Origin of the sequence: Streptomyces sp. NPDC021019, from assembly GCF_044333295.1 — a bacterium.
Taxonomy (GTDB): Bacteria; Actinomycetota; Actinomycetes; order Streptomycetales; family Streptomycetaceae; genus Streptomyces.
In genome coordinates this window covers 106,986-121,591 of sequence record NZ_JBIRQR010000007.1, presented here as the reverse complement: position 1 = coordinate 121,591, position 14,606 = coordinate 106,986, and the positions used below count along the sequence as shown (strand labels likewise).

The 14,606-nt window shown below is 71.2% G+C and carries 13 protein-coding genes; 10 read left to right on the top strand and 3 right to left on the bottom strand.

Features of this window, described 5'->3' with window-relative positions; translation table 11 throughout:
* The first annotated feature begins 90 nt into the window (after positions 1-90).
* Positions 91-729: a vitamin K epoxide reductase family protein gene (locus ACH4RG_RS29675; RefSeq protein ID WP_397922979.1), complete on the top strand. Its 639-nt coding sequence runs from the start codon at positions 91-93 to the stop codon at positions 727-729.
* A gap of 65 nt (positions 730-794) precedes the next feature.
* Complete coding sequence (locus tag ACH4RG_RS29670; protein WP_397922981.1) at positions 795-2,165, top strand: replication-associated recombination protein A; 1,371 nt, start codon at positions 795-797, stop codon at positions 2,163-2,165.
* A 261-nt stretch (positions 2,166-2,426) separates the two neighbouring features.
* Here the strand turns inward: ACH4RG_RS29670 and ACH4RG_RS29665 are convergent, their stop codons facing one another.
* Positions 2,427-3,059 (bottom strand): FMN-dependent NADH-azoreductase, encoded by a 633-nt coding sequence (locus tag ACH4RG_RS29665; protein WP_397922983.1) that lies wholly within the window; start codon positions 3,057-3,059, stop codon positions 2,427-2,429.
* A gap of 119 nt (positions 3,060-3,178) precedes the next feature.
* On the opposite strand from ACH4RG_RS29665, the gene ACH4RG_RS29660 reads away from it, so the two are divergent.
* A complete protein-coding gene (locus ACH4RG_RS29660; protein ID WP_397922985.1) occupies positions 3,179-3,814 on the top strand; it encodes a TetR/AcrR family transcriptional regulator in 636 nt (211 codons plus the stop codon).
* Positions 3,815-3,831: 17 nt separating this feature from the next.
* On the opposite strand, the gene ACH4RG_RS29655 is transcribed toward ACH4RG_RS29660, so the two are convergent.
* Positions 3,832-4,533, bottom strand: coding sequence for a DUF2470 domain-containing protein (locus ACH4RG_RS29655; RefSeq protein WP_398540507.1), 702 nt, complete (start codon positions 4,531-4,533; stop codon positions 3,832-3,834).
* A gap of 188 nt (positions 4,534-4,721) precedes the next feature.
* Here ACH4RG_RS29655 and rpsD point away from each other — a divergent pair, with 188 nt between their 5' ends.
* Positions 4,722-5,336 carry a 30S ribosomal protein S4 gene (rpsD, locus tag ACH4RG_RS29650; RefSeq protein ID WP_018960518.1) on the top strand — a complete coding sequence of 205 codons (615 nt, stop codon included), beginning with the start codon at positions 4,722-4,724 and terminating at the stop codon, positions 5,334-5,336.
* A gap of 17 nt (positions 5,337-5,353) precedes the next feature.
* Here rpsD and ACH4RG_RS29645 read toward each other — a convergent pair whose 3' ends face one another.
* Positions 5,354-7,567, bottom strand: a complete 2,214-nt coding sequence (locus ACH4RG_RS29645) for an ATP-binding protein (protein ID WP_398540506.1) — start codon at positions 7,565-7,567, stop codon at positions 5,354-5,356.
* 222 nt (positions 7,568-7,789) lie between these two features.
* Here ACH4RG_RS29645 and ACH4RG_RS29640 point away from each other — a divergent pair, with 222 nt between their 5' ends.
* The 6 genes from ACH4RG_RS29640 (at position 7,790) to ACH4RG_RS29615 (ending at position 14,469) form a co-directional block, all read left to right on the top strand.
* Entirely contained in the window at positions 7,790-8,251 is a 462-nt protein-coding gene (locus ACH4RG_RS29640) for a DUF948 domain-containing protein (protein WP_397922991.1), read from the top strand.
* 7 nt (positions 8,252-8,258) lie between these two features.
* Positions 8,259-8,606 carry a DUF6167 family protein gene (locus tag ACH4RG_RS29635; RefSeq protein WP_397922993.1) on the top strand — a complete coding sequence of 116 codons (348 nt, stop codon included), beginning with the start codon at positions 8,259-8,261 and terminating at the stop codon, positions 8,604-8,606.
* Positions 8,606-11,275, top strand: a complete 2,670-nt coding sequence (gene alaS, locus ACH4RG_RS29630; protein WP_018960521.1) for an alanine--tRNA ligase — start codon at positions 8,606-8,608, stop codon at positions 11,273-11,275. Before ACH4RG_RS29635 ends, alaS begins: the two co-directional genes overlap by 1 nt.
* 8 nt (positions 11,276-11,283) lie before the next feature.
* Positions 11,284-11,757, top strand: coding sequence for a Holliday junction resolvase RuvX (ruvX, locus tag ACH4RG_RS29625; protein ID WP_397923165.1), 474 nt, complete (start codon positions 11,284-11,286; stop codon positions 11,755-11,757).
* A 95-nt stretch (positions 11,758-11,852) separates the two neighbouring features.
* Positions 11,853-13,631: an endolytic transglycosylase MltG gene (gene mltG, locus ACH4RG_RS29620; protein ID WP_397922995.1), complete on the top strand. Its 1,779-nt coding sequence runs from the start codon at positions 11,853-11,855 to the stop codon at positions 13,629-13,631.
* Positions 13,618-14,469 (top strand): shikimate dehydrogenase, encoded by an 852-nt coding sequence (locus ACH4RG_RS29615; protein ID WP_397922997.1) that lies wholly within the window; start codon positions 13,618-13,620, stop codon positions 14,467-14,469. Before mltG ends, ACH4RG_RS29615 begins: the two co-directional genes overlap by 14 nt.
* Positions 14,470-14,606: the final 137 nt, after the last annotated feature.

Genomic DNA, 14,606 nt, shown 5'->3' with positions numbered 1-14,606 from the left:
CGCGTCTGTACGTCCATCGAACGGTTGATCCGTACGGGGGTGCGGCACAATGACCATGCCCGGCTGACCACTCGGTGATGGAACGGCGATATGACGACTGCAGCGGTAGACCACGACCTCTCCTCCGATCAGGACGAGGGTGGCCGCAAGCGCACCTTCGGGGCCGGACGCGGTCTCGCCCTGCTCCTGGTGATCACCGGCGCGGCCGGACTGCTGGCCGCCTGGGTCATCACGCTCGACAAGTTCAAGCTGCTGGAGGACCCCTCCTTCACCCCCGGGTGCAGCCTCAACCCCGTCGTCGCGTGCGGCAACATCATGAAGAGCGAGCAGGCCTCCGTGTTCGGGTTCCCCAACCCGATGCTGGGCCTCGTCACGTACGGCATGGTCATCGCGATCGGCGTGGGGCTCCTCGCCGGCGCACGCTTCCGCGCCTGGTTCTGGCTCGGGCTGAACGCCGGGACGCTCTTCGGCGTCGGCTTCTGCACCTGGCTCCAGTACCAGTCGCTGTACAACATCAACTCGCTCTGCCTGTGGTGCTGCCTGGCCTGGGTCGCCACCATCGTCATGTTCTGCTACGTGACCACGCACAACGTCAAGCACCGCATCCTCCCGGCCCCCGCCTGGCTGCGCAGCGGGCTCACCGAGTTCCCGTGGGTGCTGCCGGTGATGTGGATCGGGATCATCGGCATGCTGATCCTGACCCGCTGGTGGGACTTCTGGACCAGCTGACCCTCACCTACCGATCCGGTAGGTGACCGGCGGCACTGTCAGTGGGGTCGCATAGGCTTCATGACGTGGAGCCCGACCTCTTTACCGCAGCCGCCGAAGACCGCCAGGAGAAGGACCCGTCCAGCAGCCCCCTCGCTGTCCGGATGCGTCCTCGTGTCCTCGACGAGGTCGTCGGCCAGCAGCATCTGCTGAAGCCGGGCTCGCCGCTGCGCCGCCTCGTGGGCGAGGGGGGCGGCGGTCCGGCCGGCGCGTCCTCGGTCATCCTGTGGGGCCCGCCCGGTACCGGCAAGACGACCCTGGCGTACGTGGTCAGCAAGGCGACCAACAAGCGTTTCGTCGAGCTCTCCGCGATCACCGCGGGCGTCAAGGAGGTCCGGGCCGTCATCGAGAGCGCGCGTCGCGCCACCGGTGGCTTCGGCAAGGAGACCGTCCTCTTCCTCGACGAGATCCACCGCTTCTCCAAGGCCCAGCAGGACTCCCTGCTCCCCGCCGTGGAGAACCGCTGGGTCACCCTCATCGCCGCCACCACGGAGAATCCGTACTTCTCGATCATCTCCCCGCTGCTGTCGCGGTCCCTGCTGCTCACCCTGGAATCGCTCACCGACGACGACCTGCGTGATCTGCTGCGCCGGGCGCTGACCGACGAGCGGGGGCTCGGCGGGGCGGTCACCCTGCCCGAGGACGCCGAGGCGCATCTGCTGCGCATCGCGGGCGGCGACGCGCGCCGGGCTCTGACGGCGCTGGAGGCCGCGGCGGGCGCGGCCATCGCCACGGGCGAGGCGGAGATCACCCTGGAGACGGTGGAGACGACCGTCGACCGCGCCGCCGTGAAGTACGACCGGGACGGTGACCAGCACTACGACGTGGCCAGCGCGCTCATCAAGTCCATCCGCGGCTCCGACGTGGACGCCGCACTGCACTACCTGGCCCGCATGATCGAGGCGGGGGAGGACCCGCGGTTCATCGCCCGCCGGCTGATGATCTCGGCCAGCGAGGACATCGGCCTGGCCGACCCCACCGCGCTGCCGACCGCTGTGGCCGCCGCCCAGGCGGTGGCCCTGATCGGGTTCCCGGAGGCGGCGCTCACCCTCAGCCACGCCACCATCGCACTGGCGCTCGCCCCCAAGTCCAACGCGGCGACCCTGGCGATCTCCGCCGCGCGGGAGGACGTGCGCAAGGGGCTCGCGGGACCCGTCCCGGCCCATCTGCGCGACGGCCATTACCAGGGCGCCGCCAAGCTCGGCCATGCCCAGGGGTACGTCTATCCGCACGACGTGCAGGGGGGCATCGCCGCCCAGCAGTACGCCCCGGACGCGGTCCGCGACCGGCGGTACTACACCCCGACCCGCTACGGCGCCGAGGCGCGGTACGCGGACGTCGTCGAGCGTGTTCGCGAGCGCCTGGGCCGTTCCGGCGAGAGTGCGGAGCCGTCCTAGCGCTCTCGCAGCGGATCGTGTCGTGAGGCGCTGAAAGGCCGCCGGCTCCTGGGAGGACTCGGCGATCAGACGGTCCTGAGCGGGGCGAAGGACCTCGCCGTCCACGGCGCGGTCGTCTTCGCCGGGGCCGGCGAAGAGCGTCAACGCGGCCGGCCGCTCGGACCCCCGCTCACTGCACGCGGCAAGCGAGAGGACCATGCCGAGCACCCGGCGACGGATGAGCCCGGCCGGCCCTGGTGATCACGCGGGCCGAGGGCCGCGTCAGTTGCCGGCCATGGCGAGTCCGGCCTCGCGCGCCTGTTCCTTGGCGGCGGAGTGGTGCTGGTCCGCGAGGTCCCGCAGCTGCTCCATGGCCGGTGTGGTGGCAGCCAGGGTCAGCTCGCGCTTGACCAGGGTGAGGTCGGCCTGCCACACGTCGCGGACGATGCGCTCGAGGTACGAGGTGGAGTGGTCCCATCCTTCGCGCGGCGCGCCGGGGCCGTAGCCGCCGCCGATGGTGGTGATCAGGGTGGTGGGCCTGCCCTTGAGCACCGGGTCGGTGGGGCCGGCTCCGGCGATCACGAGGTCGACCCAGGCCTTGAAGTGCTGGGAGACGCCGAAGTTGTAGAACGGCACCGCGAGGATGACCGCGTCCGCGTTGCGCAGCTCTTCCACGAGCGTGGCCGCGAGGGCCGCCGCGTCGCGCTGGGCAGGGCTCCGGTCCGCCTCGGGGGTGAAGCCGGCCGCGGTCGCCAGGGCCCAGGCATCGGAGGGAAGGGGATCCGTGGCGACGTGCCGTCGCGTCACGGTGGCGCCGGGGTGTGCGGCAGTCCACTCGGCCTCGGCCAGGGAGGCCAGTTCGGCGCTGGCCGAAGTGGTCGGAAAAATGCTCGCGTCCAGACGGAACAGGTTCATGGCGGAACTCCTCAGGGGCAGTCGTAGAGGGCGGCCGACGGAAACGTCCGGGGCGGGCTCCTCGCCGCCGCCATAAACGGACTATACCCCGCTTAGCGTGGGGGCGGTAGGTTGGACAGGTGAACGGATCCCTCGTCCCCCTGGGCCGGCCCCGCCCCGAACGCGCCGACGCCGTGCGCAACCGCGAGCTGCTCCTCGCGACCGTCCGGGAGATGCTGGCCGACGAGGGCGCCTGCAGCGTCACGATGGACGCCCTCGCCGAACGTGCCGGCCTGGGCAAGGGCACTGTCTTCCGGCGCTTCGGCACCCGCGCCGGTATCTTCCGCGCCCTGCTCGACGCCGACGACCGCGCCTTCCAGGAACAGGTGCTCAAGGGCCCGCCCCCCCTGGGCCCGGGAGCGCCGGCGCTCGACCGCATGGTCGCTTACGGGCAGGCCAGGATCGCCTTCCTGCTGGACCATCACGGCGTCGCCCGCGCCGCTCTCGACCGGAACCAGCCCGCCCCCGCCGGTGCGGCGTCGATGACACGTGTGCACCTGCGCGTCCTGCTGGGGCAGGCCGAGGTCGATCTCCCCGACCTGGACAGCCTGGCCGTCCAGCTGACCGGCGCCCTCGAGGGCCCGCTGCTGCTGTTCCTGGCCATGCCCGAGGCCGATGAGCCCCTCTCCTCGGCCGAAGGCCGCCCGCTGGCCGACAGCTGGAGCGTCCTCGTCCACCGTCTGCTGAGCGCCCCTCCCGACCGCGAGAGCCGCTGACCGGGAGCGCCGCCGGATCAGGAGGCCGCCGCCTCGAAGAGCGTGTGCATGGCGCGGCGCAGTTCGGTGACGTCGCGGACCGGCTCCGGGAACTCGAAGCGGGCGTCGAAGCAGGAACCCCGGTCCTCGACGAAGCGGACCCGCAGCCCGAAGCGGTCCAGGGCGACCGGCACGGCCCTGGGCCGGCGGGAGGAGCGGGCGCGGGCGGTGCGCTCGCCCAGCAGACCGCACAGATGGCGCATCTGCTCGTCGTGGGCGGAGTGCAGATGCTGGAGCAGCTCCGGCTCGTGGAGGACCAGCGGGTCGGGCGTCGCGTCCCGGAAGTCCTCCGGCTCGACGTCCTCGGCGCCCCAGAGGTCGTCCACGTACGCCTCGCCGAACTCCAGGCGCAGCGTCATCCGGCCGGGCTCGGCCAGCCCGGGGATGGAGGTGAGCCAGCCGGAGACCCACGCGCGGCCGCGGATCCGGTGCGGTACGGAGACCGGGGCGACGTCCGTGATCTCCAGCACGGCGGTCAGCTCGTCGCCCTGCGCGTGCGTGGCGGCCCGGACGGCCGGGGAATCCGCGGGGAACTCGAGGAACAGGTCGCCCTCGGGGCCCACGCTCCTGCTGTCCGCGATCAGGGGTTGGGTGCGGGCGACATCCAGCCCCGGTACGACGAGCAACGCGGAGCAGGTACTCTGTACGAGAGTTCGTGTGCGCTCGGCTGCTGACGGCATCCGAGTGTTTTCAAGCCCGCTGGGACGCGGCTGACCACGATCAGATCGGCCTTCCGTCGTAGCAGCACCTTCTGGTGTGCTGCCGCTGTCTGTGCTGTCCGTGACGTGAGTGGTGTTCCCAGGGCGAGACATGCGATCTCCTTGAGTAAGGTAAGCCTAACCTAACCTACAACGGAGGTCTGGAGAACGTGCCTAACCAGTCGCGTCCCAAGGTCAAGAAGTCGCGTGCCCTCGGCATCGCTCTGACGCCCAAGGCTGTCAAGTACTTCGAAGCTCGTCCGTACCCGCCGGGCGAGCACGGCCGTGGCCGCAAGCAGAACTCGGACTACAAGGTCCGTCTGCTGGAGAAGCAGCGCCTGCGTGCGCAGTACGACATCAGCGAGCGCCAGATGGCGCGCGCCTACGACCGTGCCAAGAAGGCCGAAGGCAAGACGGGCGAGGCGCTGGTCGTCGAGCTCGAGCGCCGCCTCGACGCCCTGGTCCTGCGTTCGGGCATCGCCCGCACCATCTACCAGGCCCGTCAGATGGTCGTCCACGGCCACATCGAGGTCAACGGTGGCAAGGTCGACAAGCCGTCGTTCCGCGTCCGTCCCGACGACGTCGTGATGGTCCGCGAGCGCAGCCGCTCCAAGGTCCCCTTCCAGGTGGCCCGCGAGGGTGGCTACGACACCGACGGTGAGACCCCGCGCTACCTCCAGGTGAACCTGAAGGCCCTGGCCTTCCGCCTGGACCGGGACCCGAACCGCAAGGAGATCCCGGTGATCTGCGACGAGCAGCTCGTCGTCGAGTACTACGCCCGCTGATCCAGGCGTAGCCGCTCTCACCAGCGCTCCGGCCCGCCCCTCCCTGTCATCCGGGAGGCGGCGGGCCTTCGCGTTCCCCTGGGTCCGCCCGCCGTCGGCGCGCCGCCCGCGCCCCGTCCGTCCATCGCCGCGGCCGGTCCGCCGCCGGCCAGGGCCCGGTCGACCGCGGTGGCGGGATCCAGCCGCCGGCCCGCCCGCAGCCCCTCCTCGTACGCCGCGTTCCCCAGCTCCCGGCGCGCCTGCTCCTCGCACTCCGCCCGCGGCCGCCCGTAGAACGCCGAGCCGAACAGCCGCAGACCCACGGACGGCCAGATGCCCTCCGCCGCGCCCTGGAGTACGGCGGCCTCCCCGGCGTCCCCCTCCACCGCCGTCACCAGGGCAAGCAGCTCCAGCGACAGCACCGTGCCCAGCAGATCGTTGAAGGTCCGGCCGATCGCCAGGCACTCCCGGAGCATCTGCCGCGCCCGGGCCGGCCGCCCCCGCCGCAGCGCCGCGTACGCCAGGACGTACAGCGCGTACGCCAGCGCCCACCGCTCCCCGTGGTCCTCGCAGACCTCCCGGACCTCGTCGCAGATCGCCGCGGCCGCGTCGAGATCACCGAGGAACGCCACCGCCATGGCCAACTCGACCCGCGCCATCAGCACATTGCTGTTCAGCTCGCCGACGTCGCGGTACCTGCCGAGCGCGTCACGGAGCAGCTCCTCGGCGCGCGGCAGGTCGTCCGTCACGATCGCCAGGCACCCCGTGCGGTGCACCGCGTACGCCAGTGCCGTCGCGTCCCCGGAGCGCTCGGCCTCCTCCCGGCACTCCTGGAGCGCCGAGATCGCGCCGACCGCGTCACCCTGCAGCACGGCCACGTAGCCCAGCACCCACAGCACCTTCAGCCGTGCGGCGTCGTGCGGGGTCGGCTCCTCCAGGACGTGGTCCAGCCAGTGCCGCCCCTCGGACAGCCGCCCGCAGCCGGCCCAGTAGAACCACAGCGTGCCCGCCAGATACTGCGCCAGATGCACCTCGTCGGGGCTCTCCATCGAACATTCCATCGCCCGGCGGAGATTGGGCAGCTCGCTGTCGATGCGCGCCGCCACCTCCGCCTGGCGCGGACTGAACCAGTCCAGCTCGCACCAGGTCGCGAGCCCCAGGAACCAGTCCCGGTGCCGCCGTCGCAGCCGCGGGGTGTCCCCGGCGGCCGCCAGCCACTGCGCCCCGTACTCGCTGACCGTGTCCAGCAGCCGGTAGCGGGCGCCGGTCGGGCCGTCCTCGCCCTCGACCACCGACTGGGCGAGCAGCTCGTCCAGCACATCGAGCACCGAGTCGGCCGGCAGTTCCGGCCCGCCGCAGATGTACTCGGCGGCCTCCAGATCGAACGATCCCGCGAACACCGAGAGTCGCGCCCACAGCAGTCGTTGCTCGGGCGTGCACAGCTCATGGCTCCAGCCGATCGCCGTACGCAGGGTCTGGTGGCGGGGCGGCGCGCCGCGACGGCCCCCGGTCAACAGCCGGAAGCGGTCGTCCAGGCGCAGGAGCACCTGTTCCACCGAGAGGGCGCGCAGCCGCCCGGCCGCGAGTTCGAGGGCCAGGGGAATGCCGTCGAGGCGGCGGCAGAGCTCCAGCACGGACGCCCGCTCGCCCGCCGTCGGCTCCCAGCCCGGCCGGACCCCGCGCACCCGCTCGGTGAAGAGCTCCACGGCGTCCCCGTCGGACATCGGGGCGAGCGGGAACGTCCGCTCCCCGTCCACCCGGAGGGGGCAGCGCCCGGCCGCGAGTACCTGGAGGCGCGGGGCCCGGCGCAGGAGTTCGGTGACGAGGTCGGCGCAGGCGTCGACAAGGTGCTCGAAGCCGTCGATCACCAGGAGCGTCCGGCGCTCGGAGAGATGTTCGACGAGGGTGGCGCGCGGGGGCCTGCTGGTGTGATCGGTCAGGCCCAGGGCGTCGATCAGGGCGTGTTCCAGCAGATCGGGGTGGCGGACGGCGGAGAGCTCGGCCAGAAGGACCCCGTCGCAGTACCGTTTCTCCCGAAGCGCGGCGACCCGAATGACGCACCGGGTCTTGCCCACGCCCGCCACTCCGGCGACGGTGACGAGCCTGGACTCCTCCAGCAGCCCGCCCAGCTCGGCCAGTTCGTCCTCGCGCCCGACGAAGGGGTTCAGTTCGGCCGGGAGGTTGCCGGGCGCCGGTGCGGGGCGGGCGTCCGGATCGTCGGGATTCGGGCAGGGGTCGTGCAGGCGTCGCATGAAACACGGAGCGTACTGGCTTGAAAGCTCTCCGTACAATCTCGTCGGGGCAACTCCCGCCCGGCCCGCGCGGAATGCGGTAGGGGAGGAGATGCGCGGCGCGATAGGCTCGTACGACGACGATCGGGCGTCCGGGCCGGGGCCCGGACGCGACCGACGGAGACAAGGCCCGGCAGGGCGCGAGCGACGAGCAGAGAGCGGTGCACAGTGTCCGGTGGAGAGGTGGCCGGGATCCTCGTGGCCGTCTTCTGGGCGATCCTGGTCTCGTTCCTCGCCGTGGTGCTGGTGAGGCTCGCCCAGACGCTCAGAGCGACCACCAAGCTCGTGGCGGACGTGACCGACCAGGCCGTTCCGCTGCTGGCCGACGCCTCGGCGACGGTGCGCTCCGCGCAGACCCAGCTGGACAAGGTCGACGCCATCGCGAGCGACGTCCAGGAGGTCACCTCCAACGCCTCCGCGCTCTCCACGACCGTCGCCTCCACCTTCGGCGGCCCCCTCGTCAAGGTCGCCGCGTTCGGCTACGGCGTACGGCAGGCCCTCGGCCGTCGCACCGCACCCGAGCCCACACCGGAACCGGCGCGGGGCCGCGGCTCCGCCCGCCGCACGGTGATCGTCGGCCGGACCGTACCCTCGGCGCGCGGACGCAGGCGCGAACGCCGAAACGCCCGCGGACAGAAGGACTGATCGAGCGATGTTCCGCCGTACGTTCTGGTTCACCGCCGGCGCAGCCGCCGGTGTGTGGGCCACCACCAAGGTCAACCGCAAGCTCAAGCAGCTGACCCCCGAGAGCCTCGCGGCGCAGGCCGCGGACAAGGCGATCGAGACCGGTCACAGGCTCAAGGACTTCGCCCTCGACGTGCGCGAGGGCATGATCCGGCGCGAAACCGAACTGGGCGGCGCCCTGGGCCTGGAAGCGCCGGTCGACCCCGACCTTCCCGTACAGCCGCACTTCGCCGTCGAAGCGGCCGAACCGCGCGCGAACGCGACCACGTACCGCACGCTCCCCTACAACTCGAACAACCGGAATGAGGACCACTGATGGAGTCGGCTGAAATTCGCCGCCGCTGGCTGAGCTTCTTCGAGGAGCGCGGTCACACCGCCGTGCCTTCGGCGTCGCTCATCGCGGACGACCCGACTCTGCTGCTGGTCCCCGCGGGCATGGTCCCCTTCAAGCCGTACTTCCTCGGCGAGGTCAAGCCGCCCGCCCCGCGCGTCACCAGCGTGCAGAAGTGCGTCCGTACGCCGGACATCGAAGAGGTCGGCAAGACCACCCGCCACGGCACCTTCTTCCAGATGTGCGGCAACTTCTCCTTCGGGGACTACTTCAAGGAAGGCGCCATCCAGCTCGCCTGGGAGGCGCTGACCAACTCCGTCGAGGACGGCGGCTACGGCCTCGACCCCGAGAAGCTCTGGATCACGGTCTACCTCGACGACGACGAGGCCGAGCAGATCTGGCGTGACAAGATCGGCGTTCCCGCCGAGCGCATCCAGCGCCTGGGCAAGAAGGACAACTTCTGGTCCATGGGCGTCCCCGGCCCCTGCGGCCCGTGCTCGGAGATCAACTACGACCGCGGCCCCGAGTTCGGCGTCGAGGGCGGCCCGGCCGTCAACGACGAGCGCTACGTGGAGATCTGGAACCTGGTCTTCATGCAGTACGAGCGCGGCGCCGGCGACGGCAAGGAGGACTTCCCGATCCTCGGGGACCTGCCGTCGAAGAACATCGACACCGGTCTCGGCCTCGAACGCCTCGCCATGATCCTCCAGGGCGTACAGAACATGTACGAGACCGACACCCTGCGCGTCGTCATGGACAAGGCCACCGAGCTGACCGGCGTCCGCTACGGCGCCGAGCAGGGAACCGACGTCTCGCTCCGCGTCGTCGCCGACCACATCCGTACGTCGGTGATGCTCATCGGCGACGGCGTCACCCCCGGCAACGAGGGCCGCGGCTACGTGTTGCGACGCATCATGCGCCGCGCCATCCGCAACATGCGTCTCATGGGCGCCACCGGCTCCGTGGTGAAGGACCTGGTCGACGTCGTGATCGACACGATGGGCCTCCAGTACCCGGAGCTGATCACCGACCGCAGGCGCATCGAGACGGTCGCGCTCGCCGAGGAGGCCGCCTTCCTCAAGGCGCTCAAGGGCGGCACCAACATCCTGGAGACCGCCGTCACCGAGACCAAGGCCGCCGGCGGCCAGGTCCTCGCCGGCGACAAGGCGTTCCTGCTCCACGACACCTGGGGCTTCCCGATCGACCTCACCCTGGAGATGGCCGCCGAGCAGGGGCTCTCCGTGGACGAGGACGGCTTCCGCCGCCTCATGCAGGAGCAGCGGGACAAGGCCAAGGCCGACGCCCGCGCCAAGAAGACCGGTCACGCCGACCTCTCCGCCTACCGCGAGGTCGCCGACACCTCCGGCGCCACCGAGTTCACCGGCTACACCGCCACCGCCGGCGAGTCCACCATCGTCGGCCTGCTGGTCGACGGCGTGCCCTCGCCCGCCGCCACCGAGGGCGACGAGGTCGAGGTCGTCCTCGACCGCACCCCCTTCTACGCCGAGGGCGGCGGCCAGCTCGCCGACACCGGCCGCATCCGGCTCGACACCGGCGCCGTGATCGAGATCCGCGACGTCCAGAAGCCGGTCCCCGGCGTCCACGTGCACAAGGGCGTCGTCCAGGTCGGCGAGGTGACGGTCGGGGCTCCCGTCTTCGCCTCCATCGACAGCACCCGCCGCCGCGCCATCGCCCGCGCCCACAGCGCCACGCACCTCACGCACCAGGCACTGCGCGACGCGCTCGGCCCGACGGCGGCCCAGGCCGGCTCGGAGAACTCGCCCGGCCGCTTCCGCTTCGACTTCGGTTCGCCCGCCGCCGTCCCCGGCACGGTCCTCACCGACGTCGAGCAGCGGATCAACGAGGTCCTCTCGCGGGAACTCGACGTCCAGGCCGAGGTCATGTCCATCGACGAGGCCAAGAAGCAGGGCGCCATCGCCGAGTTCGGCGAGAAGTACGGCGAGCGGGTCCGGGTCGTCACCATCGGAGACTTCTCCAAGGAGCTGTGCGGCGGCACCCACGTCCACAACACCGCCCAGCTGGGTCTGGTGAAGCTGCTCGGCGAGTCCTCCATCGGCTCCGGCGTGCGCCGTATCGAGGCCCTCGTCGGCGTGGACGCGTACAACTTCCTCGCCCGGGAGCACACGGTCGTCGCCCAGCTCCAGGAGCTGGTCAAGGGCCGCCCCGAGGAGCTCCCCGAGAAGATCGCGGGCATGCTCGGCAAGCTCAAGGACGCCGAGAAGGAGATCGAGAAGTTCCGCGCGGAGAAGGTCCTCGCGGCCGCCGCCGGACTCGTCGAGTCCGCCAAGGACGTCCGCGGCACCGCCCTGGTCACCGGCCAGGTCCCCGACGGCACCTCCGCCGACGACCTGCGCAAGCTGGTCCTGGACGTCCGCGGCCGCATCCAGGGCGGCCGGCCGGCCGTCGTGGCCCTGTTCACCACGGCCAACGGCCGCCCGCTCACCGTCATCGCCACCAACGAGGCCGCCCGCGAGCGCGGTCTCAAGGCCGGTGACCTGGTGCGCGCCGCGGCCAAGACCCTCGGCGGCGGTGGCGGCGGCAAGCCGGACGTCGCCCAGGGCGGCGGCACGAACCCGGCCGCCATCGGCGACGCCGTGGCCGCCGTCGAACGCCTCGTCACCGAGACCGCGTGACGAGCGGGATGACGCCGATGCGCCGGGGCCGACGGCTCGCCGTCGACGTCGGGGACGCCCGGATCGGGGTCGCCTCGTGCGACCCCGACGGGATCCTGGCCACGCCGGTGGAGACCGTGCCGGGACGCGACGTCCCGGCCGCCCACCGGCGGCTCCGCCAACTCGTCGAGGAGTACGAGCCGATCGAGGTCATCCTCGGCCTGCCGCGCTCCCTCGGCGGCGGCGAGGGCCCGGCGGCCGTCAAGGTCCGGGATTTCGCCCAGGTGTTCGCCCGCTCGATCGCACCCGTTCCGGTGAGACTGGTGGACGAGAGGATGACCACAGTGACGGCCGCTCAGGGGATGCGCGCCTCGGGCGTGAAGTCCAAGAAGGGCCGGTCTGTCATCGACCAGGCTGCCGCTGTGGTGATCCTTCAGAACGCTCTGGAGTCCGAACGGGCGTCAGGCAACCCCCCGGGCGAGGGCGTCGAAGTGGTTGTCTGATCGCGATACGGTAACGTTCCGCGCGATGCGGCGGTGTTCGAACAAACACCGCACAGCGAAGAGACGGAACGTCGTCTCGCGGCTCTAGGGGATCGATGACTGAGTATGGCCGGGGCCCCGGCTCCGAACCGTGGCATCCCGAGGACCCCTCGTACGGGGACCAGGGATGGGGAGGCCAGCAGGCCGCCCACGGCCAGGGCCAGTACGGCGACCAGCAGCAGTCCTTTCCGCAGGACCCGTACGCCCAGCAGCAGTCCTATCCGCAGGACCCGTACGCCCAGAACCACCAGCAGTACCCGCAGCAGCAGTACGAGCAGCAGAACCAGCAACAGCAGCAGTACGACCAGCAGAACCAGCAGCAGTACGACCAACAGAACCAGCAGCAGTACGGCACGCCTCGGCAGGAGCCGTACGCCCAGCAGTCGGGCGCCCAGCCGCAGTACAACGGCGGCTGGGACACCGGGCAGCAGACGGCCATGCCGTACGGGGCCGAGCCCCAGGACCCGTACGCCCAGCAGTCCGGTGGCTACGACGCATCGCAGGACTACTACGGCACCCCTGAGGCCTACCCTCCGCCGCAGCCTCCGGGCCGCCGCGACGCCACAGCCGAGCAGCAGCAGCAACAGCCGACGGAGTGGGACCCGGACGAGCCGCAGGAGGAGACGCACCCCTTCTTCACCGGTGCGGACGAACCGGCCGGCCGCGAGCCGCGCGACGACGACGATGACCCGGACGACGACGGTTCGCGCGGCTCGCGCCGCGACCGCGGCGGCAGCGACCGCCGGGGCGGCAAGGGCAAGAAGAAGAGCCGCAGCGGCGTGGCCTGTCTGGTGGTCTCCGTCGTCCTGATCGGCGGCCTCGGCGGGGTCAGTTACGTCGGCTACACCTTCTGGAAGAAGCAGTTCGGCGCCCCGGCCGACTACGCGGGGGCGGGTACCGGCCAGGTCGAGGTCGAGATCCCCGAAGGGTCGCTCGGCTACGACATCGCCAACATCCTGCGCAAGAAGGGCGTCATCAAGTCCTCCGACGCCTTCGTCGCGGCGCAGAACGACAACCCCAAGGGCAAGTTGCTCCAGGCCGGCGTCTACCTCATGAAGAAGGAGATGTCCGCCGCCAGCGCGATCGAGTTGATGCTCGACCCCAAGAGCCAGAACGCCTTCGTGATCCCCGAGGGCACCCGCAACTCCGAGGTCTACAAGAAGATCGACGAGCGGCTGGAGCTGGAGAAGGGCACCACGGCGAAGATCGCCAAGACCAAGGCGGAGTCCCTGGGGCTGCCCGACTGGGTGGTCGACGACCCGGAGGTGAAGGACCCGCTGGAGGGCTTCCTGTACCCGGCCGCCTATCCGGTCGCCAAGGGGTCGAAGCCCGAGGACGCGTTGAAGCGGATGGTCGCGCGGGCCAACAAGGAGTACGGCAAGCACGACCTCGAAGCCGCCGCCAGGAAGTACGATCTCGACGGGCCGTGGCAGGTGATCACGGTGGCGAGTCTGGTCCAGGTGGAGGGCAAGACGCATGACGACTTCCGCAAGATGTCCGAGGTCGTCTACAACCGCCTCAAGCCGTCCAACACGGAGACGAACCAGCTGCTCCAGTTCGACTCGGCGCTGAACTACCTCAAGAACCAGAGCAACATCAAGATCAGCGAGGCGGAGACCCGGGAGAACAAGGACCCGTACAACACGTACAGGCAGCCGGGCCTCACTCCGGGGCCCATCAGCAACCCCGGGGCCGACGCCCTCGGCGCCGCCCTGAACCCCACCACGGACGGCTGGCTGTACTTCGTCGCGACCGACGGTCAGCACAAGACCGAGTTCGCCAAGACCTACGACGAGCACCTCAGGCTGAAGAAGAAGTTCGATGCCCTCGACTGATGCGATGCCCTCGACGGAGAAGCGCCGGGCGGCCGTCCTCGGCTCGCCCATCGCCCACTCCCTCTCCCCGGTCCTGCACCGCGCCGCGTACGCCGAACTCGGCCTCGACCGCTGGTCCTACGACCGGTTCGAGGTCGACGAGGCCGCCTTGCCGGGCTTCGTCGCGGGACTGGACGCCTCCTGGGCCGGGCTGTCGCTGACCATGCCGCTCAAGCGGGCGATCATCCCGCTGCTCGACGAGATCAGCGCGACGGCCGCCTCCGTGGAGGCCGTCAACACGGTCGTGTTCACCGAGGACGGGCGGCGGGTCGGTGACAACACCGACATCCCCGGCATGATCGCCGCCCTGCGGGAGCGCGGGATCGACAGGGTCGACTCCGCCGCCGTCCTCGGCGCCGGAGCCACCGCCTCCTCCGCGCTCGCCGCGCTCGCCGCGGTCTGCGCCGGACCCGTGACGGCGTATGTGCGCGGCCCCGAGCGCGCGGCCGAGATGCGGGCCTGGGGGGAGCGGCTCGGCGTCGACGTCGTGATCGCCGACTGGGCGGACGCGGCGGCGGCACTGACCGCGCCGCTCGTCATCGCCACCACCCCGGCCGGTGCCTCCGACTCCCTGGCCGGATCCGTGCCGACGGCCCCGGGCATCCTTTTCGACGTGCTGTACGAGCCGTGGCCCACCGCGCTCGCCGCCGCCTGGTCTGCGCACGGCGGGGCCGTCGTCGGCGGACTCGACCTCCTCGTTCACCAGGCGCTGCTCCAGGTCGAGCAGATGACCGGCCGGATCCCGGCGCCGTTGGCCGCCATGCGGCAGGCCGGGGAAGCCGCGCTCGCGGCCCGCTGACGGGTCCGCCGGACGGCGCCGCCCGTCCGTCTGCTGGACCGGCGGCGGAATCGTGCCCCGGTCATGGGAGGATCGGGGGCGGCGGGCCAGGGCCGCGCACCCGGTGGCGCCGTTGGATTTCAGGCGCGAGCATGAGG

Coding starts and splice junctions, on each gene's coding strand:
- ACH4RG_RS29675 (WP_397922979.1), top strand. CDS start 91: ATGACGACTGCAGCGGTAGACCACGACCTCTCCTCCGATCAGGACGAG.
- ACH4RG_RS29665 (WP_397922983.1), bottom strand. CDS start 3,059: ATGAACCTGTTCCGTCTGGACGCGAGCATTTTTCCGACCACTTCGGCC.
- ACH4RG_RS29655 (WP_398540507.1), bottom strand. CDS start 4,533: ATGCCGTCAGCAGCCGAGCGCACACGAACTCTCGTACAGAGTACCTGC.
- ACH4RG_RS29645 (WP_398540506.1), bottom strand. CDS start 7,567: ATGCGACGCCTGCACGACCCCTGCCCGAATCCCGACGATCCGGACGCC.
- ACH4RG_RS29635 (WP_397922993.1), top strand. CDS start 8,259: ATGTTCCGCCGTACGTTCTGGTTCACCGCCGGCGCAGCCGCCGGTGTG.
- alaS (WP_018960521.1), top strand. CDS start 8,606: ATGGAGTCGGCTGAAATTCGCCGCCGCTGGCTGAGCTTCTTCGAGGAG.
- ruvX (WP_397923165.1), top strand. CDS start 11,284: ATGACGCCGATGCGCCGGGGCCGACGGCTCGCCGTCGACGTCGGGGAC.
- mltG (WP_397922995.1), top strand. CDS start 11,853: ATGACTGAGTATGGCCGGGGCCCCGGCTCCGAACCGTGGCATCCCGAG.
- ACH4RG_RS29615 (WP_397922997.1), top strand. CDS start 13,618: ATGCCCTCGACTGATGCGATGCCCTCGACGGAGAAGCGCCGGGCGGCC.